We start from the raw sequence: 21,905 nt of genomic DNA on the forward strand, positions 1-21,905 counted from the left end.
CGTCGGTGGCCATCCGGCCGCCGTCACACGTCGAGGGTCACCGCACACGACCAGCCGTCCACGTCCGGCGCGAACCGCAGCTCGTGCAGCGACACCGCCTTCGGCACCGCACCCACCACCTCGACCCGGTCGGGATCGGCCATCCGCAGCCGTACCTCGAACCCGCCCTCGACGGCGGCCACGTCGGCGGACGCCGGCAGCCGGCCCTCGGTGTCCATCCGGAAGATCACCTCGTCGAGGACGGCGACCAGCATGTCCTCGTCGCTGCCCGGGTCGACCCGGAACTCCACGGTCTGCTCCCCCGCCGGCGGCACCTCGGCGAAGCTGCCGACCAGGCCCGCCACGGCCTCCGCCACGCAGCGCTCGCGAGCCGGCGCCCACGCCTCGATGCGTACGTCGGCGGTGTGCGGCACGCTGCGGTGGCCCACCGGTGGCCGCTCCCCCACTGCCCGCCCCCTTCGCCGAAGCCTCCCGCGACCCATTCTCGCCGCGCCCGGCGTGCCCCGGAGCCGAACCCGCGACCGCGGCCGGCCTACCCTCCCGGCAGCGCCTGGGCGAGCAGGCCGTACGGCCCGAGCACGCCCTCGACGTAGCCGAGGTTCTCGGCCCGCTCCGCCAGGTCGAGGGCGGGGTCGAGCGCGACCGTGGCGAGCTCGGCGACGTCTTCGAGGGCCCGGGTGCACCGGTAGTAGGTCAGCAGCTCCGGGTCGGGGTCGACACCGCCGTAGCCGTCGAGGAACCACGCCTGTTGCACGGTGGTGGCCGGCGCGAAGGGCAGCACTCCCCCGCCGAGCACGAACATGAGGTCGCGCTCCGGCGGGGCGAGTACGGCGTCGTCGAAGTCGATCAGAACGACGCGGGTGTCCCCGGTGACGATGACGTTGCCGAGATGCGGGTCGGCGTGACACGGCACCGGTGCCGGCAGGTCGGCGCGGCGGCGCAGCACCCCGGCCAGTGCCACGGCCCGGTCCCGGACCTCGAACAGCCGGTCCCGGCCGGCCGTCCAACCCTCGGCCAACCGGTGCTGGATGTCGTCCGCGCCCGGACCGACGCCGGTGACCGCGCGGTCGGCGTCGTCGAAGGCCCGCACCCACTTCCCCGGGTCGTACGTCTCCGCCGGCACCGCCACCGTCAGGGCGTCGTCGACCGGGACCCGGTGCAGGCGGGCCAGCAGCCGGCCGTACGCCGTCCATTGCTCGCGCCGTAGCGGGCCGCCCAACGCCGGGGCACCGGTGACCCAGCGGGTGACCGCGAGGCGCCGCCCGGCGACATCGGCCAACAGCCCGCCGTCGCGGGTACGGACGACGTCGGCGACCGTGCCGGGTGCCACGGCCCCGAGCGCTTCCGGGATCACCAGGCCGGCCGTCGAGTCGTTCACGGTCCACTTGACGGCGTAGCCGGTCCCGTCAGAGTCGGTGCCGCGGAAGAGGTCGGCACCCCGGTCGGCGCCGGCCTCGACGGCGCGCAGGTCGGTCAGCGCGATCCCGTGGTGTTCGGCGACCCAGCCGGCGATCCGATCCACCTCAGCCCCGGTCAGCTGCCGGGCGGGAAGATCCGGCGGCCGTCCCAGTAGGGCTTTAGGTCGTGCACCCGGCACAGTTCGACGTCGTCCGGCCCGATCCGGCTCGCCGACACGGTGCAGCGGTGGCCTCCGAGCACGGTCGTGGCGACCCAGCCCTCGGGAAGCCACCAGACCGAGAAGCGGGTCGGCGCGCCCTCGACCGGGATGACCACCTCGTCCGGTTGGACGGCCAGCAGTTCGCGGTCGATCCGCCGGAAGGTCTCCTCGTCGCGCGGCGGTTCGGTTGCGTACCGGACCTCGCGGCGACGCTCGAGGGCCTGGTCGGGACCGACCGCGGCGCTGACCAGAACGTCGACGTACGGCCCGGGGCCGGGATGGGCGCCGTGGCCGAGGCCAGCCGTCTCCAGGCCGCCGTCGCGGGTATGCCAGCAGCTGAACTGCCGGGAACCGGTCCAGTTCGCCAGCCCGTGGAGCGGAAAGCCCGCGGCGAGGGTGTGGAGCTGTTCGAGTTCCATGGCCGCGCGCACCTGGAACTGTCGCGGGTCGGGCACCGCCGGACCGGTCACTCCACGATCTGCCACGCCGACTCCCCTCCCCCCGAGAAAGGCCGGCCTTACCGTATCAATGGCCGCCCCGATCCACCGGACGCTGCGCGTCGCCCCGTTTCCACAGCGTGGACACTTCCCTAGACTCCCGACCATGGAGTTCCAGGATGTCGTCCGCCGCCGGCGCATGGTCCGCACCTACACCGACCGGCCGGTCCCACCCGACGTCGTCGACCGGATCGTGCACAACGCGCTCCGGGCACCGTCGGCCGGCTTCTCCCAGGGCTGGGGCTTCCTGGTGCTCGACAACGCCGACGACATCGCGCGCTTCCGCGACGCGGCCCGGCCGGAGCAGGACCCGCAGAACTGGTTCGCCGCCAACGTGCAGGCGCCGCTGCTGATCGTGGCGCACTCCAACAAGGACGCCTACCTGGACCGGTACGCGCAGCCCGACAAGGGACAGACCGACCGGTCGGAGGCCCGGTGGCCGGCGCCGTACTGGGACATCGACACCGGCATGGCGTCGCTGCTGATGCTGCTCACGGCGGTCGACGCCGGACTCGGCGCCTGCTTCTTCGGCATCTCGCCCGACCGCATCGACACGTACCGCGAGGCGTTCGGGGTGCCCGCGCACTTCGCTCCGATCGGGGCGGTCTCGATCGGCTACAGCGATGAGCCGCCCCGCGACCTGCGCGGCCGGCGCCGGCCGACCGCCGACGTCGTGCACCGGGGCAGCTGGGGCCAGCCGGCCGGGTAGCCCCTACTCGTACGGGTCGCCGGGTTCGTTCTGCTTCCGCTTCCGGTGCAGGTATCCGCGGCGCAACTCGTCCTCCCGGTGCCGCTTCCGCCGGTGCAGCAGAATCCAGGCGGCGAGCAGCACCAGTCCGAGCAGGATCAGCCAGAGCCCGGCACGGCGGTCCTCGGGGACGGTCACGAAGAGCCCCCCGACGAACAACGCCGCGACGCCCAGGTAGAGGGCGATGCCGGGCAGGGTGTTGCGGTATTCGAGCGCGTGCCGGTCGGCGAAGGTCCGGAACTCGTCCGGAACCTCCTCCAGCTCCTCGTACTCTTTCCCGCTACCCATCCTGTCGCTCCCCGGCGCCCAGGTTCGCCAGCAGTGCGAGGGAGCGGCGAAGTCGGGCCGGCTCACCCGGGCCGAGCAGTTCCTCGTACTCCCGCTCGAGGCTCGCCTTCACCGCTTCGCCGTCCGCGCCGAAGCCGTACCCCTGTGTGGTGAGGGTGACGACGACCGCGCGTTGGTCGTCGGGGTCGGCTCCGGTCGTGACGTATCCGAGGTCCTCCAGTTCGCGGACCAGGCGGCCCATCATCTGACGGGTCATCCCGGCCCGGGCGGCGAGGTCGGTGATGCGGGTGCCGGTGTCGTCGATGTAGCCGAAGACCGGCAGGTGCCCGGTACGGATGCCGGGGTGGCCGCACCCGTGGAGTTTGGTGACCGCGTTGGCCTGGACCTGGCGCAGCGCCCGCAACAGCAGCCGGCCGAGGTGTGCGCTGCCGACGTCGTCGACCGGATCCCGATCCGACATGCGAAACCTCATTTACAATCTACGAAACCTGATTTAGCTTATGCCCCGTGGAACTGGGGAGCGAGCCATGACCGGTCCCTACCGGACACTGCTCGCCCTACCGGGCGCCGCCGCCTTCGTCACCGCCGGACTGGCCGCCCGGCTCGCCCACCTGACGACCGTCCTGGGCATCGTCTTCCTCGTCTCGGCACTCAGCGGCTCCTACGGCCTCGGCGGACTGGTCTCCGGCGCCTACGCGCTCGCGTACTCGCTCGTCGCCCCGCTGCTCGGCCGCCTCGCCGACCGCCACCGGCAGGGGCCGGTCCTCGTGGCGACCGCCGTCGCCACCACCGTCACCCGCACCGGGTTCCTGGTGGCGGCCGGGGCCGGCGCCCCGGCCTGGGTCCTCGTCATCCTGGCCGCAACGAGTGGCGCCAGCATGCCGGCCATCGGACCGTTCGTCCGGGCCCGCTGGGCCCACCTGCTGACCGGCTCGCCACGGCTGCACGCGGCGACGTCCTTCGAGTCGGTCGTGGACGAACTACTTCTCGTCATCGGCCCGGTCCTGGTGTCGACGTCGGTCGCGTACCTGCACCCCGCGGCCGCCCTGATCCTGGCGGTTCCGCTCGCCGCCGGCGGCTCGATCGCGCTCGCGCTGCAGCACCGCACCGAACCGCCGGGCGCTCCCGCGGACCGGCCGGCGCCCGGAACCGCCCTGCGCACGCCCGGACTTCCCCTGCTGCTGCTCACCTTCGCGCTGATCAGCACGGTGCTGATCGGGCTCGACGTCGCGGTCATCGCCTACACCGAACGCCAGGGCACCCAGGCACTCGGCGGCTGGATCCTGGCGACGATCGCCGCCGGCAGTGCCCTGTCCGGGCTCTGGTACGGCGCCCGCGACTGGTCCCACCCACCGCACCGGCGGCTGACGGTCGTACTGCCGATGCTGACGGTGGGCACGGTGCCGTTCGTGGTCGCGCCGACGACCGGATGGCTGTTCCCGGCCGCGTTCACGCTCGGGCTGACGCTCGCGCCGGCCTTCATCGACGGCTTCTCGATCGCCGGCCGGGCCGTCGCCGCCCACCACCGGACCGAGGGCCTGACCTGGCTCACGACGGCCGCCGGCATCGGCATCTCCGCCGGCTCGGCCACCGCCGGGGTGCTGGTGGACACCTGGGGTACGACGGCGGCCTTCGCCCTCGCCACCGGATGCGCCGCCACCGCGGCACTCACCGGCCGCGCCGCGAGCCGCCGGCTGACCGCGCCGTGGTAGCCGCACCCCCACGGCTCCCGGGAGTCCCGGCGCGCGCCCGGCGGCCGGGAAGCTCCGAAGTGGATCCTCACCCCATGACGACCAGCAGCACGGTGGCCGTCGCCAGGCTGCCCGCACCGGCCCCGGCGAGGAACGGCAGGGTCCGCAGACCGTTCCAGACCACGACGGCGAGCGTGACACCGAGGAACAGGTTCGCCAGCCCCCAGCCGAGGTTCGCGGCCGCCGACCGGGGCACCCCGAGCAGGGTGGGGAACGGCTGCCCCAGGCCGCCGTGCACCAGATGCGGCAGGGCGTTGACGAACAGTGCGCCGGCGAGCACTCCCACCACCGCGAGCCCCACGGCCCGCGGGCTCACGGCCCGCACCCGGCGTCCCGCAGCATCCGGGCCACCCGGATCACGACGACCAGCATCAGCGCGAGCAGGAGCCGCTCGACCAGCCCGATGTACGGCAGCGAATCGGCGTCGAGCAGGATCGTGGGCAGATGCGCGGCGGCGAAGACAGCACCCGCCACCCCGGTGACCACCGACGCCGCCCGGAGCTGCCGGGCACCGTCGTCGCGGCCCGCCCCGGCGAGGACGAGTCCGAGCAGCGGCGGTACGGCGACCGCGACAGCGGCCCCGTACCGGTGCAGCACTCCGGCGTACGTGGTCGGCTCCCCGGAAAGGTCCATCGGGAACACGGCCAGCGCCACGAGTCCCGCCGCCCAGATCACCAGCAGCAGGGTCAGCAGCCCGGCACGGCGTGGACCGGCCCGCCGGACCCCGACCCCCAGGCAGCCGGCCACGGCGACGAGGGCGGCCGCCGCGACACCGAGCAGCAGGATCCCCGCCGACGAGACGGCGGTCTCGCTCAGCATCTGGTGCAGCGGATGCACGTCGTCGACCGCGTGCAGCGCCAGCCCGGCGACCAGGGCGACGGTGACCGCCGACAGCGCGTACCGGTACCAGCCAGGGGCCCGGGCGGGCGCCTGCGGCCGGCCGCCGGTGCCGGTCGGTGTGGTGGCCAGCAGGCCACTTCCGGCCGTCACGCCGCGACCCGCAGCGCCGGGACCGCCGGCCGGTTGCCACCGACCCGGGCATAGATCTCCTCGAAGGCGGCGACGGTGCGGGCCTCGTCGTGCTCCTCGGCCAGCAGCCGGCCGCGTCGGCCCAGGCCCGCCGCCCGATCCGGATCCGACAGGATCGCCACCAGCCGCTCGGCCAGCGCCGCGTCGTCACCGGGCGGGAACAGCAGGCCGGTGACGCCGTGCCGGACCAGGTGCGGCAGCGCGGACGCGTCCGCCCCGACGACCGGTACGCCGCACGCCATCGCCTCCAGCGTCACCAGACTCTGCAGCTCGGCGGTGCCGGCGTTGACGAACACGTCGGTGGCGGCGTACGCGGCGGGCAGGTCGGCGTCGGCGACGAATCCGGTGAACACCAGCGCGTCGGCGACGCCGAGTTCGGCGGCCAGCGCCGCCAGCCGGCCCCGCTCGGCCCCGGTGCCGACGAGCATCAGCTGGACGTCGACGTGCCGGCGTACCCGGGCCAGGGCGCGGACCACGACGTCGAGGTTCTTCTCCTTGTCGAGCCGGCCGACGTATCCGATCGTCGGGCGGGCCGGCACCCCGTAGCGCAGCCGGAACCCGGCGCGGTTACGGCCGGTGCCGAAGCGGGAGACGTCCATCCCGCACGAGATCGGCAGCACCGGGCCGGGCACCCCGGCGCGCTCGGCGAGCGCCGCCGCGTACGGCGTCGGTGCGGTCACCACCTCGGCCCGGGCGTAGACGCGGGCCAGGTCCTGCCAGGCCCATTCGTGCAGCCGGCGCCGGCCGAGGTCGCCGACCGGAACGTAGTGGGTCAGGTTCTCCGGCATGAAGTGGTTGGTGGCCACGACCGGGATGCCGAGCCCGTCCGCGGCCTCGATCAGCGCCCGGCAGAGCGGGAAGTGGCTCTGCACGTGCACCACGTCGGGGCGTACCTCGGTGAGGATCCGGCGGGCCGCGGCGACCAGACGTACCGGGGCGCAGAACCGGAAGCCCTTGCGCCGCAGTACGGGCAACGACCGGACCCGGTGTTCGACGATTCCCGCACCGGTGCCGGTGGTACGGCTGCCGTAGCCGGTCGACGGGCAGACGACGTGCACCTCGTGCCGGCCGGCCAGCGCGGTCGCCAGCCGCTGCGCGAAGTACGACGCGCCGTTGACGTCCGGTGCGTACGTGTCGGCGCCGATGAGAATCTTCATGGTTTCTCCCTGACAGGATCGAATCGGGTTCCGGCGAGCCGCCGGGTCAGCAGGTGGGTGGCCGCGACGGCCAGGGCCAGCCCGGCGACGATCGCGAGCCCGGTGCCGGGCTCGGTGAGCAGGTCGGCGACCTCCTGGCCGAAGAGCACGCCGACGCCGATCAGCAGTCCGGCGCGTACCGTGCTGGCCCCCGCGACCCAGGCCACGAACCTGCGGTACGGGGCCCGCGCGAGCCCGGCGGCCAGGAACGCCGGTACGGCGGCGACGTCGACGACCTTCGCGCCGAGCACGACGCGCGGCAGGGCCCGGCGCACCGCGACGGTGAGCCGCCGCCGTCGGTGTGTCGGCAGCCCGAGCCGGCCCAGCAGCGGCGCCAGCCGCCGGTGGTTGCCGAACCGGCCGAGCAGGTAGAGGGCGCTGTCGGCGAGGACGTCGGCGACGACGACGATCAGCCAGATCGGCCAGAACCGGGCGAGCCCGGCACCGACCAGCGACCCGGCGACGACCGTCGCCGCCGGCCCTTCGACCAGCACCAGCGGCCCGAGCAGGAGGTACGGGTGTTCGGTCACCCCCGTCCACAACGCCTGCACCGGATCCACTGCCGCACCTCCCGCGTCACGTCCCGGCGGCGGTTTCGCCGGCGACGGGGAGAAAGCTAGGTACGGGACACCGCGCCGGTCGTCGCCCCGCGGAGGCGTTCGGGCCCGGACGGCGGAGGTAGTTCGCCCGCCCCGCGCATACCTCCGCCGTAGGGGGTGGCCTACCGCCGCGGCACGACGTCACCCCGACTCCGACCCCGGTAGCGTCGCCCTGAGCAGGGCACGGGGAGGAATCGTGGAAATCAGGCTGTGGGCGCCGGTACGCCCGGCCGAGCCGCTCAACCCATGGTCGTGGCTGGTGGCCGGCGCGCTGGCCGTGGTGCTGATGGCCGTCAACATCCCGGTCGCGACCGAGGTGTACGAGGTGCCGCTGGCCGTCGCCTTCGCCGCCGGCATCGCGCAGGCGGTGGCCCTGCCGCTGACCCTGCGGTGGCCGGTCGAGGCGACCGCGGTGCAGTTCGCCGGGGTGATCGCCTTCGCGGTCACGCTGTCGCTCGACGCCGGCCCGACCTGGCCGCTGACCATTCCGGGCCTGCTCGCCCTGATCGCCCACGTGACCCTGGTCGGACTGTTCCACGAGTGGCGGGTGGCGGCGACGGCCTGGTGGGCGAGCGTGCTGCTGTGCTTCCTGCTGGTGGTGCTCGACCTGCGGGCCGGCCATACCGTCGCCGAGGCCGAACCGTTGCTCGTCATCTATGCCACGAACTCGGCCCTGATCACGCTCGGCGCGATCGCCTTCCGGCAGCGGGCCGTGATCCGGCGCCAGCTCGTCGACGCCCGCCGCGACGTCGCGCTCGAACAGGCGCAGCGGGCCGTGGTCGAGGAACGGACCCGGATCGCCCGGGAGCTGCACGACGTCGTCGCGCACAGCATGTCCGTGATCCACATGCAGGCGACGTCGGCGGCGTACCGGATCAAGAACATCGACGACGAGTCGCGGGCCGAGTTCGGGCAGATCGCCGCCGGTGCCCGCGGCGCGCTGCGCGAGATGCGGCAACTGCTGGCCGTGCTCCGCGACGAGGACGCCGCCGTCGACCTGCGGCCGGTGCCCGGCCTGGACCGGCTCGACGAGTTGGCCGAATCGGTACGCCGCGGCGGCGTACCCGTCGAGCTGCGGATCGGCGACGAGGTGCGCCGCACGGCGGTACCGGACGCGGTCGCGCTGGCCGCCTACCGGATCGTGCAGGAGTCGCTGAGCAACGTCATCCGGCACGCGGCCGGCGCCCCCACCGTCGTGGGGGTCGACGTCGAACCCGGCGACGTCCTCGCCGTCGTCGTCACCAACGCCCCGGCCGCCGGACCCGTCGGGCCGCCCGAGGAGGTCGGCCGGGCCGGCCACGGGCTGCACGGAATGCGGGAACGGGTCCGGCTGGTCGGCGGCACCCTGGAGACCGGCCCGCTGGCCGGCGGCGGCTACGGGGTACTCGCCCGGCTGCCGATACGGTGGGACGAGGCGGCCGACGGGAGCAACGGGTGATCCGGATTCTGATCGTGGACGACCAGTCGATGATCCGGGTCGGGATCCGGGCGATCCTCGATTCGCAGGACGACATGACGGTGGTCGGCGAGGCCGAGAACGGTCGGGCCGGCGTCGACCGCTGCCGCAGCCTGCGACCCGACGTGGTGCTGATGGACGTACGGATGCCGGTGCTGGACGGGCTGGCCGCCACCCGGGCGATCCTCGGCCCGGAACGCACCGAGGGACACAGCCCACGGGTACTGATGCTGACCACGTTCGACATCGACGACTACATCTACGAGGCGCTGCGGATCGGGGCCAGCGGCTTCCTGCTCAAGGACAGCGAACCCGACGAGCTGATGCGCGCCGTACGGGTCGTCGCCGGCGGCGAGGCGCTGCTGGCGCCGAGCATCACCCGCCGCCTCATCGAGAACTTCGTCGACGCCCAGCCCAGGCGGACGGCGGGCAGTACGGCGCTCAACGCGCTGACCGACCGGGAACGGGAGGTGCTGCGGCTGGTGGCGCTCGGCATGTCCAACGCCGAGATCGCCGCGTCGCTGTTCATCGCCGAGCAGACCACCAAGACCCACGTCAGCCGCATCCTGCAGAAGCTGGGCCTGCGCGACCGGGTGCAGGCAGTGGTGTTCGGCTACGAGAACGGCCTGGTCACCCCGGGCGGCTGACCCTCGCTGATCCGGGCGATGCGCGCCCGCTCCGCTGCCCGCGCCGGTCACTGCGGTTCGACGTCCTGCGCTGCATCTGGGCGGTGGTCATCGTTGAGCTGAGCGTCAGGGACCTTATCCGGCGCGGGTAGGGTCGCTGGTGCTCAGATCAACTTTTGTCGGGACGGAAGGTCTCCTTCGCGCGCGGCATCCGTATGACGACGGTCGTGCCACCGGCCTGATCACCCCCGGCGGTTGACCTCCACCGGCAGTCCGGCGTGGAAGCGCAGCAGCCGGACCCGGCGCTCGCCGAGGACCGGTCGGGCCCGCTCGGTCAGCCGGTCGAGTTCGGCGGCGAGACGCGGCCCCGGTTGTCCGTAGGTGGTCGCCGCCTGCCGGTGGAGCCACATCGCGAGGTCGGCCCGGGCGCTGCCGCGCAGCCGCTCGTCGGCGTCGTCGAGCAGCCGCAGGTCGGTGACGACCCGCTGCCACGCGCCGCCGGCCAGCAGCAGACGGTAGCCGGCGAAGCGGACGTACGGCGGGTTGTCCGGAGCGGTCAGGCCGGCGAGCATCGCCGGGTCCAGCCCGCCAGCCTGCTGCCGCAGGCTCGTGACGACCTGCCGGGTGACCGCGCCGGAGTCGTCGCGCAGCAGTGGCAGCAGGTCTTCCGGGCGGGCGGCGCCGAGGCGGCGCAGGGCCCGGACCGCCTCGGCCCGGCTCCGGGGGCGGGGATGGGCCAACCATCGGGTGAGCGGGACGGCGTCCACGGCTCCGCCGGTCTCGCCGAGCCCGGCGATCACCGCCGGTACCGGCGGGTCCTGGCCCGTGACGAGTCGCCGGTAGCGGGCCGCCGGATCGGTGCCGGCCCGGCGCAGCGCGGCCTGGGCGGTGGCCCGCACCACGGGATGCCGGTCGAGCAGCGCCACCTCGGCGGCGGCCGGGTCACCGGCCGTGGTGAGGGCGTGCAGTGCCTCGGCCCGCACCAGCGCCGTACGGCTGGCAAGCAGTTCCCGCAATTCGTCCGGGCCGGCGACGGCGACGGCGGCCCGGGCGCACATCGCCCGGATCGGCGGGTCGCCGTCGCGGACCGCCGCCGTGACCAACTGCCGCTGACCGAGCCGGCCGGCGGCGAGCGCGGCCCGGTACGCCGCCCGCCGGGTCCGGTGGTCGCGGGCGGTGAGCAGCGGTTCGAGGCCGTCCGGCGGCAACTCCCGCAGCGCCCGCTCGACCCGCTCGGCCAGCCAGCCGCCGTGCCGCCGGGCACGCAGCGCGTACGCCATCCCGGCGAGCACCGCCAGCGCCGCACCGGTGACCGGCACCCGTTCGTCCACTGTGGTGCGGGCCCGGTCGCGGACCGGCTCCACCCAGTCGGCGCAGCGCAGTGCCAGCACCGCGAGCGCCGCCGGATGCGGCGCGTGGTCCGCGAGCCGGGTGACCGTCGCCTCGCGGATCCACCCGTCGTGGTGGCAGCCGGCCACCACGAGACGGAGCAGATCGGCGCTATCGTCGGCGATCCGCTCCGCGACCCGTACGGTCCAGACCGGCGCCCACCACCACCGCTCCCGCAGTTCCTCGTCGACAGCCATCCAGGTAGGGGCGGGCCAGGCGCCAAGAGTGTCGGCCGTCGCCGCCCGCAGGCCCTCGTCACCGTCGCGGGTGATCGTGATCAGGCCGGTGACGGCCTGTCCTCGTAAAGCGTCCCCGGCGGCCCGCAGCAGGTCGGGGCCTGGTGGCTTCGGCAGGTGGTCGCGTTCGACCGGAACGGTGGTGGCCATCCCCCGCAGCCGATTCCACAGATCCATGCCCACCACCGCCCCCGCCTTGTCCGGTCCGCCATTCGTACCCCACGCGGCCGCCCGGCCGCCCGCATATTGCGACCGGCCGCCCTCGGAGCTATCCGCCGAGGCGGACGCGGCGCAGGAGTTGGGCGTTGAGGGCCACCACGATCGTGGAGGCCGACATCAGCAGCGCGCCGGCGGCCGGACTGAGCGCCACCCCGGCCCAGGCCAGCACCCCGGCCGCCAGCGGTAACGCCACCACGTTGTAGCCGGCGGCCCAGCCCAGGTTCTGGATCATCTTGCGGTAGGAGGCCCGGGACAGCCGGATCACCCCGGTCACCCCGCGCGGGTCCGACGAGGCCAGGACGACCCCGGCGGACTCGATCGCGACGTCGGTGCCGGCGCCGATGGCGATGCCGACGTCGGCGCGGGCCAGCGCGGGCGCGTCGTTGACGCCGTCGCCGACCATCGCCACCCGCAGTCCGCGGCGTTGGAGCTCGCCCACCGCGTCGTCCTTGTCGGCCGGCAGGACCTCGGCGAAGACCTCGTCGAGCCCGAGTTCGGCGGCGACCGCGTCGGCCACCGGGCGGGCGTCCCCGGTGATCATCACGATCCTGGAGATGCCCTGCGCCCGCAGGTCGGCGATGGCCTGCCGGGCCTCGGGGCGTACCTCGTCGGCCAGGGCCAGCGCGCCGAGCACCCGGGCCGGTCCGGTGTCGTCGAGCCGTAGCAGGTGCAGCACCGCCGCCCCGCGCCGCGACCAGTCCGCCGTGTCGGTCGCCAGTTCCGCCGGTACGTCGACACCCAGCTCCCGCAGCAGCGCGGGTCCGCCGACGGCGTACTCGGTGCCGTCGATGCTGGCCCGCACCCCGCGCCCGGTCAACGCCCGGAAGTCGGTGGCCGACGCCGGCCCGGTCGCGGCGGCGACGATGGCCCGGGCGAGCGGATGCTCGCTGTCGGCCTCCACCCCGGCCGCCAGGCGCAGCACCTCGTCGGCGTCGGTGCCGGTGGTGCCGGCGACCGCGGTGACGACGTGCTCGCCCCGGGTCAGGGTGCCGGTCTTGTCGAAGAGCACCGCGTCGACCGTACGCATCCGCTCCAGCGCGAGCCGGTCCTTGACCAGGATGCCGGCCTTCGCCGCGACGGCGGTGGACAGCGCGATCACCAGGGGAATGGCCAGCCCGAGGGCATGCGGGCAGGCGATCACCAGCACGGTGACGGTACGCACCACCGCCTCGTCGGCGTTGCCGAGCACCGCCCACACCGTGAACGTGACCACGGCGGTGGCGATCGCGATGTAGAACAGCCAGGCGGCGAACCGGTCGGCGAGCACCTGGGCCCGGCCGCTGGACCGCTGCGCCTGGGCGACGAGCCGCTGGATGCCGGCCAGGGCGGTGTCGTCGCCGACGGCCTCGACGCGTACCCGGACCGCGGAGTCGGTGGCGACGGTGCCGGCCACCACCCGGTCCCCGACGGACCGGGCGACCGGCCGGGACTCTCCGGTGATCATCGACTCGTCGAGTTCGGCGCCGCCGTCGACGATCCGGCCGTCGGCGGGCACCCGTCCGCCTGGGCGGACCAGGACCACGTCGTCCACGCGCAGGTCGGCCACTGAAACCCGCTCGGTACGGCCGTCGCCGACCCGTTCGGCGTCGTCGGGCAGCAGCGCGGCGAGTGCGGACAGGGCGCCCTGCGCCTGGCCGATCGCCTTCATCTCCTGCCAGTGCCCGAGCAGCATGATGGTGACCAGCGCCGCCAGCTCCCACCAGAAGTCGAGGTCGAACGCGCCGAGGGTGGTGGCGAGCGAGGCGACGTACGCGACCGTGATCGCCATCGCGATCAGCAGCATCATGCCCGGCGCCCGGTCCCGGGCCTCGTGTACGGCGCCGGTCAGGAACGGCCAGCCGCCGTAGAGGAACACCACCGTGCCGAGGACCGGGCCGATCCAGGCCATGCCGGGGAAGTCCACCGAGTAGCCGAACCAGTCCATCACCATGTGGCTGGTCACCACGATCGGCACGGTCAGGGCCAGGCTGAGCCAGAACTTGCGGCGGAAGACCTCCGGGTCGTGCCCGGCGTGCTTGTCGTGCCCCTGGTGACCACCGTGCCGATCGGGACGGGTGTGCTGGTCAGGGCCGCCGTGCTCGCCGTCGCCGGCGTGTTGGTCGTGTGCTGCCGTGTCGTGCCGCATGTCGACCACCTCCCACGCTCACCATATACCCCATGGGGTATCCGCAACCCCCACGTGACCGCCACCTCACCCTGCCCCACCACGACCCCCGCCGCTGCCCGATCGAGCATTGCGCGCAATCACGAATGTCAATACATCTGAAGACTGAACGCCCCTGATCGTTTCCCGCATCCCGCGTTTTCCGCCGGTCGAGTTGACCTTCCATCGGCAGCAATCATTGGTGCACGCGGGCCATGGCAGGCCCATCCCATTCCCTTGGAGAGCGGATGCTCCGTACGTCGAACGACCCTGCCCTGATCACCCCGGTCAGAACGCCCCGGGCGAGAGTCGCCGCCACGATCGCCGGCCTGCTCGTCGGCGTACTCGCGGCCCTGTCGATCACCACTCCGGCACAGGCCGCGACCGCGTCCTGGACCCAGCACCAGGGAACGTCCTACCCGACGATCTACCAGACCAACTGGCTCTACTACGGAAACGCCTTCACCGCACCGGCGACCCCGCCCGGCGCCGTCATCACCACGGTCTACTACCGCTGGATCTTCATGGAGATCCCGCCGCCGCTGCGGATCTACACCGTCTATCTGTGCGCCGGCCCGAACGGCACCCAGTGCCTACTCGTCAGCCCCAACCTGTCGACACAGTCGTGGAGTGCCACGACGACGGCATTCGCCGGTTTCCCGGCCAACACCACGTTCCAGTACGTGGTCGGAATCGGTGCCCCGACGACGTACGTGCTCACCCCGCCGAAACACAGCAGCAGTTACGAACTCACCGTCACCTACACCTACTGACGGCCCGCCCGGGCCCACAACCGGACCACCCGGGCCCGGGCCACCCCGGCGCGTCGAAGCCGGATCAGCGGACCCGCAGGTTGATCAGTGAACCGGCCGGCGGCCAGCCCGTCGGCGGGAGATCACCGAGCCAGACATACTCCAGCGAGTCCACACCGGACGCGGACGCGAACAGCAGCACCACGTCGCCGTCGGTTCCGGCCACCTCGGCCTCGGCGACCAGTTCCGTGCCACCGACCGGACCGTCGGTGAAGTAGACGGTGGGGCACCCACAGCCGCACACCGCCCGCACCCGCAACCGCTCCGCCTCGGCACGCAGCCGCCACCCGTGCCGGATCGGCAACTCCAGCAACGCCGCCAGGATCTCCCGCTCCGCGACAGCCAGCGCCCGACCCGAGTCGTCCGTCATGCCAGAAAGCATGCCTCGCCCCGGCCCCGCAGACCCACTTCACGCCGACCACGGCATGACCCAGACTTGCGGCCATGTCAACATCCGACCCGACGCCGGTGACCTCCGCGGGCACGCCGCCGCCAACACCTTCTGGGCGCCCGGGCCGGCGAACTCTTCGCCGCGCACCGGGCCGACGACCCGCGTAGCCGCGACCGCACCGGCATCTGATGCACTGGTGTTCCATGCCCTCGGCACCGGGTCCGAGGGACGACCCCGACCGGAGGTCGTTGATGCACACCCGTGCCATGCGGACCGACGACGCCGATGCCGTGTTGCGGATCTACCAGGCCGGCCTGGACACCGGGCACGCGAGCTTCGAGCTGACCGCCCCGAGCTGGCCGGCGTTCGACGCCGGAAAGCTGCCGGAGCACCGCCACGTCGCCGTGATCGACGGCGTTGTGGCCGGCTGGGTCGCCGTCTCACCGGTGTCGACCCGGGCCGTGTACGTCGGCGTCGTCGAGCACTCGGTGTACGTCGATCCGGCGGCGCACGGGCGGGGTGTGGCACGGCGGCTGCTGGACACGATGATCGCCTCGACCGAAGCGGCCGGGATCTGGACGATCCAGGCCATGATCTTCCCGGAGAACGAGGTCAGCCTGGCCCTGCACGAGCGGCACGGATTCCGGCTCGTCGGCACCCGGGAGCGGATGGGCCGGCATCACGGCCGCTGGCGCGACGTCGTGCTGCTGGAACGGCGCAGCAAGGTCGTCGGTTGACCGGGCCGGCGAGGTCGTCGACGGGCTCGGGTCGCGTGACCCGGTCACCGAGTGCGGCGGAACGCACAAGGCCACCGCAGGGCAAATCTAGGGTGACGCCAGTATCAACAGGAGAAAGATCCGTTCGGGCACGCAGCCACCCCTAGGGGGAACGGCGCTGTCCCCTAGGTGACCACCCCGATCGCGCCGTTGCCGCTAGGGGGTGGATACGGGTTTCACGTTCGTCGGCCCGGCCACCATGATCGCTGCCATACGACAAACACCCACCCCTTCCGGCGTACCAGAGTCATCATCACCGTGCGTGATCACCGCCTACGGCGCCATGGAGAGGAACAGGCTCGCGTGTCCCAGGCATTGATGGAACGTACTCCGCAGGAGATCGTCGACCGGGCCCGATCCGCTCAGCTGCACGCGGACGCCTACCGGTCGCTGCTCGAACGGTCCGGCATCTGCATGGCCAGCGTCGATCTCACGCTCAGGATCGAGGAGGCGAACGAACAGTTCCGCCGCGACCTCGGCGGGTCCGGTGACATCGTCGGCCGCGAACTCTTCGACTTCCTGGGGCTGGACACCCAGCCGCACCTGCGCCGCCAGTTCGTCGGCCTCGTCGAGGGACGGTGTGAGCGGATCGCCGAGCGGGTCCTCGGCGTACGGGCCGGGAACTACCTTCTCCCCGCCCAACTCACCGCCGTCTCCGTACGGGACCGGTCGCCGGTCGTGTCCAGCCTCGTCGTCATGTTGCAGTGGGACGAGTCGGCGCCCCGGACCGCCCGGCACAAGGTCCTCACCGACCTGGACGCCCGTATCCTCCAGGGCGTCGCGATGGGCATGTCGACGGTCAACCTGGCGGCCAAGCTCTACCTGAGCCGACAGGGCGTCGAATACCACGTGGCGACGATGATGAAGAAGTTGAAGGCGCCCAACCGGGCCGCGCTGGTTTCCCGGGCGTACTCGATGGGCGTGCTGAACGCCGGCACCTGGCCGCCGCAGGTCTCGCCCGAGTTCATCAAGTGACCTCGTCGTCCTCGTCGCGCTCCAGGAACTGACCCAGCAGCCCGGGCACGGCGGCGTCGGCGAACGCGAGCCCCTGGGCCAGCCCGATGTCGGGAATCCGGTACGCCCCGTGGTTCGCCGCCGTCGTCGCGGTCAGGGTGACGAGGCCGGCCCGGCGCTGCATCGGCGAACTGGTGACCGTCCAGCCGATCACCCCGTCGCGGAGCAGGGCCACCGTGCCGCGGCGGATCGTGCCCCGACGGGCGACCAGATACCTGCCGGTGATGCCGTGCCCGAGGTTGCGGTAGGCATCGAGCGCCAGCCCGATCCCGACCGGCAGCAGCAGGATGGCGGAGACCCAGGCCAGATTCACCAGCACGTCGGTCAGCAGCACTCCCAGCAGGGCGAGCAGTCCGCAGAATCCGGCGATCGTGGCCACCGCCCAGCCGAGGCGGCGGCGCCGCGCCACGGGTGGGTGGCCGGTGAGCTGGACCGCTTCGGTCGGGTTCACCGGCTCCCGCAGGATGGCGGCGGCGACCCGGTGCGCCAGCGCGCGGGGGCCGTCGGAAGCAACGTACGCGGGTCACTGCGCTGGTCGTCGGCGCGCAGCGTCAACCCGGTGGCGACCGCGTCGAGCCGGGCACCGCCGGACAGCCGGGCTCCGATCGGCTCCACCAGTTCGATGCCGCGTAGCCGGCGCTCCTCCAGGGTCAACGACCGGGAGGTGATCAGTCCGCGCCGGACCAGCAGCGTGCCGGACTCCTGGGTCAGCCGGTAGGACCACCACAGTTCGATCCAGAGGGCGACCGCGCCGATCGAGCCGACCACCATGCCGATGCCGGCCAGCGTCGCGATCATCACGATCAGCGGAACCCCGTCGAACACGTCGCCGACCCAGGAGATCACGGCGGCTTCGGCGGAGAACCACTCGGCGACCTGCATCACCGCGCCGAAGGCCGAGGCACCCAGGATCGGGGTGACGATCGACACCGGGGCGTATCTCAGCCACGCCCAGCGGAACCCGGCCAGTGGCGGGGCGTCGTCCTGTTCGGTGCCTTCCGGAGACTTGCGCAGCAGTTCGCGCCGGAGCCGTTCGGCGCCGGCGCGGTTCACCGGGTCGAAGGTGATGACGACCTCGCCGAAGGAGTCCTGCTGCCCGGTGCCGACCTTGACCCTCGCCACACCCAGCATCCGGTAGATGACGCTGGCGTTGACGTCGACACTGCGGATCCGGTCCCGCGCGACCGACTTGTGGGTACGGAACACGAAGTCGAACTTCTTCTCGATCCGCTGGTCGGTGATCCGGTGGAACTCGTACCGCCAGCGCACCAGATCGATCAGGACCCCACCGACCACGATCAGCAGCGCCGGTCCGCCGACGAAGGTCAGCACCACCGTCGTGGAGACGTCGCCCCGGAGCAGGAAGAAGGCGGTGATGCCGCCGGCGGCGATCACCCACCCGGTCAGGTAGATCGCGGTGAGCGCCAGCGTCCGGCCGTCGACCCGGTGCCAGGCCGCCTCCTCGGCCGGTTCCCCCGGCCGTTCCTCGCCGCCGGTCACGTCGCGTCCCCGGGGGTGGCCTGGGTGATCTCGGTCAACCGGTGGGTCAGCGTCTCGGCGCTCTCCCGGTCCAGTCCCTCGATCTTGATCGCGCCCTTGGCGGACGCCGTGGTCACGGTCACGGTCGACAGCCCGAAGCGCTGTTCGATCGGGCCACGGACGGTGTCGACCGTCTGGATACGCGAGATCGGCGCGATCCGCCACTGCTGGAGGAACCATCCCCGGCGGGTGTAGACCGCGTCCTGCGTGACCTCCCAGCGGTGCACCCGGTAACGGATCCACGGCACGACAAGGGCGTAGAAGAGCGCCACGACGCCGACCAATGCGGCGGCGAGCAACAGCCACTGCCGTGCCGGCCGGACCAGCAGCCCGACGATCAGCAGGGGGGCCAGGACCGGGATCGAGACGACGACCGCCTGCACCGCCCACCAGCCGATGGCCCGACGTTCGACCGGATTGCGAGGCGGCCGGAGCCGGAGGGTGCGGGTCCCGTTCGTCACCTACACAGTGGATCACTCACCGCAAGGGGGCGCCACACGAGCTCCGGACCCGACGACACGTCCGGCGCCGGTTCGGGCACGAGCGTCCGCTACGCCGTGTTGCGCAGCTCCGACGCCAGGCTGAACGGCAGATCGGAGCGCCGGTTGATGCGCAGCTTCCGGTAGACCCGGGTCAGGTGCTGCTCGACGGTACTGACGGTGATGAAGAGCTTGCGGGCGATCTGCTGGTTGGTGTGCCCCGGGCGGCGAGCGCGGCCACCCGCCGCTCGGCGTCGCTCAGCTCCTCGATCGACTGCACCCCGGGGGCACTCTCGGCGCGGCCACCCACCAGCTCGTAGAGGTGGTGTTTGGTCGCCACCTGCTGTGCCCGGCGGTGGGTGGTCCTGGCCTTGCTGTATTCGCCGAGCGCGTGCTGCGCCTCGCCGAGTTCGGTCAGCGCCTCGATCAGTTCCAACTGGTCGCCACCGGCCTGCAACTCGTCGACGGCTTCGCGCAGGATCGGGACCCGCTGCGCCAGGTCGGCCGTCGCCGCCAGGACGCGCAGGGTTATCCCCCGGGTACGCCGGTTGGCGGGGCCGAGTCGGGCGAGCTGGTCGGCGACGAGGTCGGCGCCCGGCAGGCCGAGTGCGAGGCGGGCCTCCGCCAGGTCGGTGCGCCACGGCACGATCGCGGGCAGGTCGACCCCCAACCTGGTGACCAGTTCCCGGCACGCCTCGAAATCCTCGACGGCGGCCCGGTAGCTCCCCGAGCCAGGTGGAAGCGGCCACGGGCGCGCAGGTACTGCAACCCGAAAGGGGTGCGGAACATGACAGCGGGCACCGGTACGGCAAACAGTCGGAGCGCTTTCTCGAACTGACCCCGGCGGGTCGCCGAAAGCAGGAGGATCGACAACGGAATACCGACGAAAATGCCCAGCCCCGCCGGCTGGATTCGACACATCGCCAGGTTGGCGTGCCGTTCCGCCTCCGCCATGTCACCCTGCCGGAAACTGATTGTCGCGCGAATCGAGGAGAGCAGGGCGCTCCAGGTCGGAATGTGTCGCTCGTCAGCCTGGGACAACAACGAGTCGCACCAGAACGCCGCCGTTTCCAGGTGTTCGGCGTGCACCAGAATCTCCAGTGCGGCAAGAATACCGTCGTACGTGTGGTCGTCGATGCGGTACTGCTGGAGGATCGCCTGGGCGTCGTCCACGGCGTCCTCGGTGATCCGGCCCCGGCGGATCGAGTCGAGGATCGTGGCGGTCTGGATCCGCAACTTCCCGGTCGACGTCGCCAGGGCCAGCGGCGTCGGGCGGATCCGGTCGCCCGGCAACTGACCGGCCAGCTCGGGGTAGATGTACGCGAACCGCGACTCGACCGGGTAGAGGTTGATCGCGGCCTCCGGGTCGTCGGGATCGACCGAGTCGACGACGGCGGCCAGGACCGCGGCCGCCTCGGCCGGCCGACCGAACCACATCAGGTGGTTGACCAGCATCGCCGCCGCTGTGAGCGGCAACTTCCCGGCGAGGGCGGCCTGGATCAGAGCCGGGCTGTACCGCTCGGCGGTGGCCGGGTCGAGGCGCCAGCTGGCCCGCAGCAGGGCCGCCTGGATCCGTGTGCACTCGGGGTGCGCGTCCCGCCCGCCCTCGGCGAGCCGGAGACAGTCCATCGCCGCGGTGGTGTCGTCGGCGGCGAGGGCCTGCTCGGCGGCCTCCTGCAGCAGCGGCACCGACCAGGGTGCCCCGGCCCGGCGGGCGGCGAGCTTGTGCCGGGCGACCGTCAGGGCCGGCGCGCCGTTCCGGTAGAGCAGCTGCGCGACCCGTTCGTGCAGGTCGGCCCGGTCGGCGGGGCTCATGCCGTCCAGTACGGCGCTGGCCGCCCGCGGGTGCCGGAACCGGCCGTCGGCCAGGATTCCGATCTCGGTGATGGCGGCCAGCCCTCCGGTCGGCGCGGTGCAGACGTCCTGGACCAACTCGTCGAGCAGCCTCGGGGTGGCCGGCTCGTCGAGCACCGCCAGTCCGCGGGCGACCGGCAGCATCGACTCGTCGCCCCGGTAGAGGCAGGTCAGAACGGCCTGCGCGAACGCCTCGCCAGCGACCGGTTCCGCGCCGCCGGGCCCGAGCCGGTGGTCTTCGATCAGGGCGTTGAGCAGCAGCGGGTTGCCGCCGCTGACCTCGTGCCAGGCGGCCGGGGCGACGCCGCGCAGGTCCGGATGCCGGGCGAGGGCGGTGGCCACGCCGGCCGACGAGAGCAGGTTGAGCCGCAACTGCCGGGAGTTCGCGTGGCTTTGCAGCTCCGCCGCCAGCATCGGCCAGGACCGCCGCAGCCCGCCGGACTCGTTGATCACGATGAGCATCCGGGCCCGGTCGATCCGGCGCAGCAGGTACAGCAGGTACTGGATGGATTCGGTGTCGGCGAAATGGGCGTCGTCGATGCCGATCAGAAGCGGCGTACGCTCGGCGAGTTCGAGCAGGACCCTGGTCAGACCGCGCCAGGCGCGGGCATCGGGCTGTTCGGCGGCCGTCGTGTGCCCGGCAGCGGCGGTCATCGCCCGACAGTCCAGCAGTCGGGCGACCTCGGCCGTGGCGTCGTCGGGCAGATCGGCACCACCGAAGACCTGGCCCATGAGGCCCATCGGGAGGGCCCGCTCGGCCCGCGACCCCTTGGCGCTCAGGAACGTGAAGCCGGCGTCGGTGGCCCGCTGCGCGGCCAGCCGTAGCAGCGCGGTCTTGCCGGATCCGACCGGTCCGGTGATCGTGACGGCGCCCCCGTTACCGCTCGCGCATTCGGTCAGGGCCCCGTCCAGAAGCGCCGATTCCATGTCACGCTCGACCAGCATTCGCCCCCCAATAGCGCATGACAGACCCTGGGTCGCCGACACTGACATCGGCCCCGCCGGGCATCACCATTCGTGATGCAATGATCACCGGACGTTGCCCGAGATGAATCCACCCGGACAGCGAGGCAATGCACAGGAATACGCGCCACCAGCCGAACGCCGGCAACACACGGAGAACGAAGATTTTTCATCACGTCGAAGCGTGAACGAACCGCTACACCGGCTTCCGGCTTCCGCGTGGCATCCCGAATGACGACCCACCCGGCACATAAAACGCCATGCGGTCAAGGCCAGCAAGCC

The 21,905-nt window shown here is 72.6% G+C and carries 25 protein-coding genes; 7 read left to right on the forward strand and 18 right to left on the reverse strand.

Annotated elements, in window-relative coordinates; genetic code table 11:
- Positions 1-23 precede the first annotated feature (23 nt).
- The 3 genes from Prubr_RS09550 to Prubr_RS09560 all read right to left on the reverse strand — a co-directional run bounded on the left by Prubr_RS09550 (position 24) and on the right by Prubr_RS09560 (position 2,103).
- Positions 24-446, reverse strand: a complete 423-nt coding sequence (locus tag Prubr_RS09550; protein WP_212824020.1) for an archease — start codon at positions 444-446, stop codon at positions 24-26.
- A gap of 86 nt (positions 447-532) precedes the next feature.
- On the reverse strand, positions 533-1,522 hold the full coding sequence (locus Prubr_RS09555; RefSeq protein WP_212824022.1) for a phosphotransferase: 990 nt from the start codon (positions 1,520-1,522) through the stop codon (positions 533-535).
- Positions 1,523-1,533: 11 nt separating this feature from the next.
- Positions 1,534-2,103 carry a hypothetical protein gene (locus Prubr_RS09560; protein WP_212824038.1) on the reverse strand — a complete coding sequence of 190 codons (570 nt, stop codon included), beginning with the start codon at positions 2,101-2,103 and terminating at the stop codon, positions 1,534-1,536.
- Positions 2,104-2,221: 118 nt separating this feature from the next.
- On the opposite strand from Prubr_RS09560, the gene Prubr_RS09565 reads away from it, so the two are divergent.
- Positions 2,222-2,824, forward strand: coding sequence for a nitroreductase family protein (locus Prubr_RS09565; RefSeq protein WP_212824040.1), 603 nt, complete (start codon positions 2,222-2,224; stop codon positions 2,822-2,824).
- A 3-nt stretch (positions 2,825-2,827) separates the two neighbouring features.
- Here the strand turns inward: Prubr_RS09565 and Prubr_RS09570 are convergent, their stop codons facing one another.
- Together Prubr_RS09570 and Prubr_RS09575 are read right to left on the reverse strand one after the other, a co-directional pair.
- Positions 2,828-3,151 (reverse strand): LPXTG cell wall anchor domain-containing protein, encoded by a 324-nt coding sequence (locus tag Prubr_RS09570; protein WP_212824042.1) that lies wholly within the window; start codon positions 3,149-3,151, stop codon positions 2,828-2,830.
- The gene (locus tag Prubr_RS09575) at positions 3,144-3,611 is read right to left on the reverse strand and encodes a MarR family winged helix-turn-helix transcriptional regulator (protein WP_212824044.1); all 468 of its coding nucleotides are present in this window, start codon (positions 3,609-3,611) and stop codon (positions 3,144-3,146) included. The genes Prubr_RS09570 and Prubr_RS09575 overlap by 8 nt, the downstream gene beginning before the upstream one ends.
- Positions 3,612-3,678: 67 nt before the next feature.
- On the opposite strand from Prubr_RS09575, the gene Prubr_RS09580 reads away from it, so the two are divergent.
- The gene (locus Prubr_RS09580; protein ID WP_212824046.1) at positions 3,679-4,863 is read left to right on the forward strand and encodes an MFS transporter; all 1,185 of its coding nucleotides are present in this window, start codon (positions 3,679-3,681) and stop codon (positions 4,861-4,863) included.
- Positions 4,864-4,930: 67 nt separating this feature from the next.
- Here Prubr_RS09580 and Prubr_RS09585 read toward each other — a convergent pair whose 3' ends face one another.
- Genes Prubr_RS09585 through Prubr_RS09600 form a run of 4 tightly spaced genes read right to left on the reverse strand, consistent with a single transcriptional unit; the run spans position 4,931 to position 7,687 of the window.
- Positions 4,931-5,218 (reverse strand): hypothetical protein, encoded by a 288-nt coding sequence (locus Prubr_RS09585; RefSeq protein ID WP_212824048.1) that lies wholly within the window; start codon positions 5,216-5,218, stop codon positions 4,931-4,933.
- On the reverse strand, positions 5,215-5,892 hold the full coding sequence (locus tag Prubr_RS09590) for a DUF998 domain-containing protein (RefSeq protein ID WP_212824050.1): 678 nt from the start codon (positions 5,890-5,892) through the stop codon (positions 5,215-5,217). Before Prubr_RS09590 ends, Prubr_RS09585 begins: the two co-directional genes overlap by 4 nt.
- Positions 5,889-7,088 carry a glycosyltransferase gene (locus tag Prubr_RS09595; protein WP_212824052.1) on the reverse strand — a complete coding sequence of 400 codons (1,200 nt, stop codon included), beginning with the start codon at positions 7,086-7,088 and terminating at the stop codon, positions 5,889-5,891. The genes Prubr_RS09590 and Prubr_RS09595 overlap by 4 nt, the downstream gene beginning before the upstream one ends.
- On the reverse strand, positions 7,085-7,687 hold the full coding sequence (locus Prubr_RS09600) for a DedA family protein (protein ID WP_212824054.1): 603 nt from the start codon (positions 7,685-7,687) through the stop codon (positions 7,085-7,087). The genes Prubr_RS09595 and Prubr_RS09600 overlap by 4 nt, the downstream gene beginning before the upstream one ends.
- Before the next feature lie 235 nt (positions 7,688-7,922).
- Here Prubr_RS09600 and Prubr_RS09605 point away from each other — a divergent pair, with 235 nt between their 5' ends.
- Complete coding sequence (locus tag Prubr_RS09605) at positions 7,923-9,164, forward strand: sensor histidine kinase (RefSeq protein WP_212824062.1); 1,242 nt, start codon at positions 7,923-7,925, stop codon at positions 9,162-9,164.
- A complete protein-coding gene (locus tag Prubr_RS09610; RefSeq protein ID WP_212824064.1) occupies positions 9,161-9,829 on the forward strand; it encodes a response regulator in 669 nt (222 codons plus the stop codon). Before Prubr_RS09605 ends, Prubr_RS09610 begins: the two co-directional genes overlap by 4 nt.
- 221 nt (positions 9,830-10,050) lie before the next feature.
- Here the strand turns inward: Prubr_RS09610 and Prubr_RS09615 are convergent, their stop codons facing one another.
- Complete coding sequence (locus Prubr_RS09615) at positions 10,051-11,610, reverse strand: hypothetical protein (RefSeq protein WP_246568507.1); 1,560 nt, start codon at positions 11,608-11,610, stop codon at positions 10,051-10,053.
- Between the two features lie 91 nt (positions 11,611-11,701).
- Complete coding sequence (locus Prubr_RS09620) at positions 11,702-13,777, reverse strand: heavy metal translocating P-type ATPase (protein WP_212824066.1); 2,076 nt, start codon at positions 13,775-13,777, stop codon at positions 11,702-11,704.
- A gap of 266 nt (positions 13,778-14,043) precedes the next feature.
- Here Prubr_RS09620 and Prubr_RS09625 point away from each other — a divergent pair, with 266 nt between their 5' ends.
- Positions 14,044-14,568 (forward strand): flagellar protein FlhE, encoded by a 525-nt coding sequence (locus Prubr_RS09625; RefSeq protein WP_212824068.1) that lies wholly within the window; start codon positions 14,044-14,046, stop codon positions 14,566-14,568.
- A gap of 64 nt (positions 14,569-14,632) precedes the next feature.
- Here Prubr_RS09625 and Prubr_RS09630 read toward each other — a convergent pair whose 3' ends face one another.
- Positions 14,633-14,977, reverse strand: a complete 345-nt coding sequence (locus tag Prubr_RS09630) for a hypothetical protein (protein WP_212824070.1) — start codon at positions 14,975-14,977, stop codon at positions 14,633-14,635.
- Positions 14,978-15,249: 272 nt separating this feature from the next.
- On the opposite strand from Prubr_RS09630, the gene Prubr_RS09635 reads away from it, so the two are divergent.
- Entirely contained in the window at positions 15,250-15,735 is a 486-nt protein-coding gene (locus tag Prubr_RS09635) for a GNAT family N-acetyltransferase (RefSeq protein WP_246568509.1), read from the forward strand.
- Positions 15,736-16,092: 357 nt separating this feature from the next.
- On the forward strand, positions 16,093-16,749 hold the full coding sequence (locus tag Prubr_RS09640; RefSeq protein ID WP_246568511.1) for a helix-turn-helix transcriptional regulator: 657 nt from the start codon (positions 16,093-16,095) through the stop codon (positions 16,747-16,749).
- Here the strand turns inward: Prubr_RS09640 and Prubr_RS09645 are convergent.
- The 6 genes from Prubr_RS09645 to Prubr_RS09665 form a co-directional block, all read right to left on the reverse strand.
- Complete coding sequence (locus tag Prubr_RS09645; protein ID WP_212824072.1) at positions 16,742-17,239, reverse strand: PH domain-containing protein; 498 nt, start codon at positions 17,237-17,239, stop codon at positions 16,742-16,744. The genes Prubr_RS09640 and Prubr_RS09645 overlap by 8 nt on opposite strands.
- Complete coding sequence (locus tag Prubr_RS09650) at positions 17,236-18,288, reverse strand: PH domain-containing protein (RefSeq protein WP_212824074.1); 1,053 nt, start codon at positions 18,286-18,288, stop codon at positions 17,236-17,238. The genes Prubr_RS09645 and Prubr_RS09650 overlap by 4 nt, the downstream gene beginning before the upstream one ends.
- Positions 18,285-18,788, reverse strand: coding sequence for a PH domain-containing protein (locus tag Prubr_RS09655; RefSeq protein ID WP_212824077.1), 504 nt, complete (start codon positions 18,786-18,788; stop codon positions 18,285-18,287). The genes Prubr_RS09650 and Prubr_RS09655 overlap by 4 nt, the downstream gene beginning before the upstream one ends.
- A gap of 89 nt (positions 18,789-18,877) precedes the next feature.
- Positions 18,878-19,009, reverse strand: coding sequence for a LuxR C-terminal-related transcriptional regulator (locus Prubr_RS38165; RefSeq protein WP_425518042.1), 132 nt, complete (start codon positions 19,007-19,009; stop codon positions 18,878-18,880).
- Positions 18,961-19,452, reverse strand: a complete 492-nt coding sequence (locus Prubr_RS09660; protein WP_212824079.1) for a hypothetical protein — start codon at positions 19,450-19,452, stop codon at positions 18,961-18,963. The genes Prubr_RS38165 and Prubr_RS09660 overlap by 49 nt, the downstream gene beginning before the upstream one ends.
- Positions 19,335-21,653 carry an AAA family ATPase gene (locus Prubr_RS09665; RefSeq protein WP_343221619.1) on the reverse strand — a complete coding sequence of 773 codons (2,319 nt, stop codon included), beginning with the start codon at positions 21,651-21,653 and terminating at the stop codon, positions 19,335-19,337. The genes Prubr_RS09660 and Prubr_RS09665 overlap by 118 nt, the downstream gene beginning before the upstream one ends.
- Positions 21,654-21,905 lie beyond the last annotated feature (252 nt).

Origin of the sequence: Polymorphospora rubra (genome assembly GCF_018324255.1) — a bacterium.
Taxonomy (GTDB): Bacteria; Actinomycetota; Actinomycetes; order Mycobacteriales; family Micromonosporaceae; genus Polymorphospora; species Polymorphospora rubra.

Excerpts from the sequence above, each read along its gene's own strand:
- Prubr_RS09575 (WP_212824044.1), bottom strand. The coding sequence starts at position 3,611 with ATGTCGGATCGGGATCCGGTCGACGACGTCGGCAGCGCACACCTCGGC.
- Prubr_RS09580 (WP_212824046.1), top strand. The coding sequence starts at position 3,679 with ATGACCGGTCCCTACCGGACACTGCTCGCCCTACCGGGCGCCGCCGCC.
- Prubr_RS09665 (WP_343221619.1), bottom strand. The coding sequence starts at position 21,653 with ATGTCAGTGTCGGCGACCCAGGGTCTGTCATGCGCTATTGGGGGGCGA.
- Prubr_RS09620 (WP_212824066.1), bottom strand. The coding sequence starts at position 13,777 with ATGCGGCACGACACGGCAGCACACGACCAACACGCCGGCGACGGCGAG.
- Prubr_RS09640 (WP_246568511.1), top strand. The coding sequence starts at position 16,093 with ATGGAACGTACTCCGCAGGAGATCGTCGACCGGGCCCGATCCGCTCAG.
- Prubr_RS09570 (WP_212824042.1), bottom strand. The coding sequence starts at position 3,151 with ATGGGTAGCGGGAAAGAGTACGAGGAGCTGGAGGAGGTTCCGGACGAG.
- Prubr_RS09595 (WP_212824052.1), bottom strand. The coding sequence starts at position 7,088 with ATGAAGATTCTCATCGGCGCCGACACGTACGCACCGGACGTCAACGGC.
- Prubr_RS09635 (WP_246568509.1), top strand. The coding sequence starts at position 15,250 with ATGCACACCCGTGCCATGCGGACCGACGACGCCGATGCCGTGTTGCGG.
- Prubr_RS09565 (WP_212824040.1), top strand. The coding sequence starts at position 2,222 with ATGGAGTTCCAGGATGTCGTCCGCCGCCGGCGCATGGTCCGCACCTAC.
- Prubr_RS09630 (WP_212824070.1), bottom strand. The coding sequence starts at position 14,977 with ATGACGGACGACTCGGGTCGGGCGCTGGCTGTCGCGGAGCGGGAGATC.
- Prubr_RS09625 (WP_212824068.1), top strand. The coding sequence starts at position 14,044 with ATGCTCCGTACGTCGAACGACCCTGCCCTGATCACCCCGGTCAGAACG.
- Prubr_RS09615 (WP_246568507.1), bottom strand. The coding sequence starts at position 11,610 with ATGGATCTGTGGAATCGGCTGCGGGGGATGGCCACCACCGTTCCGGTC.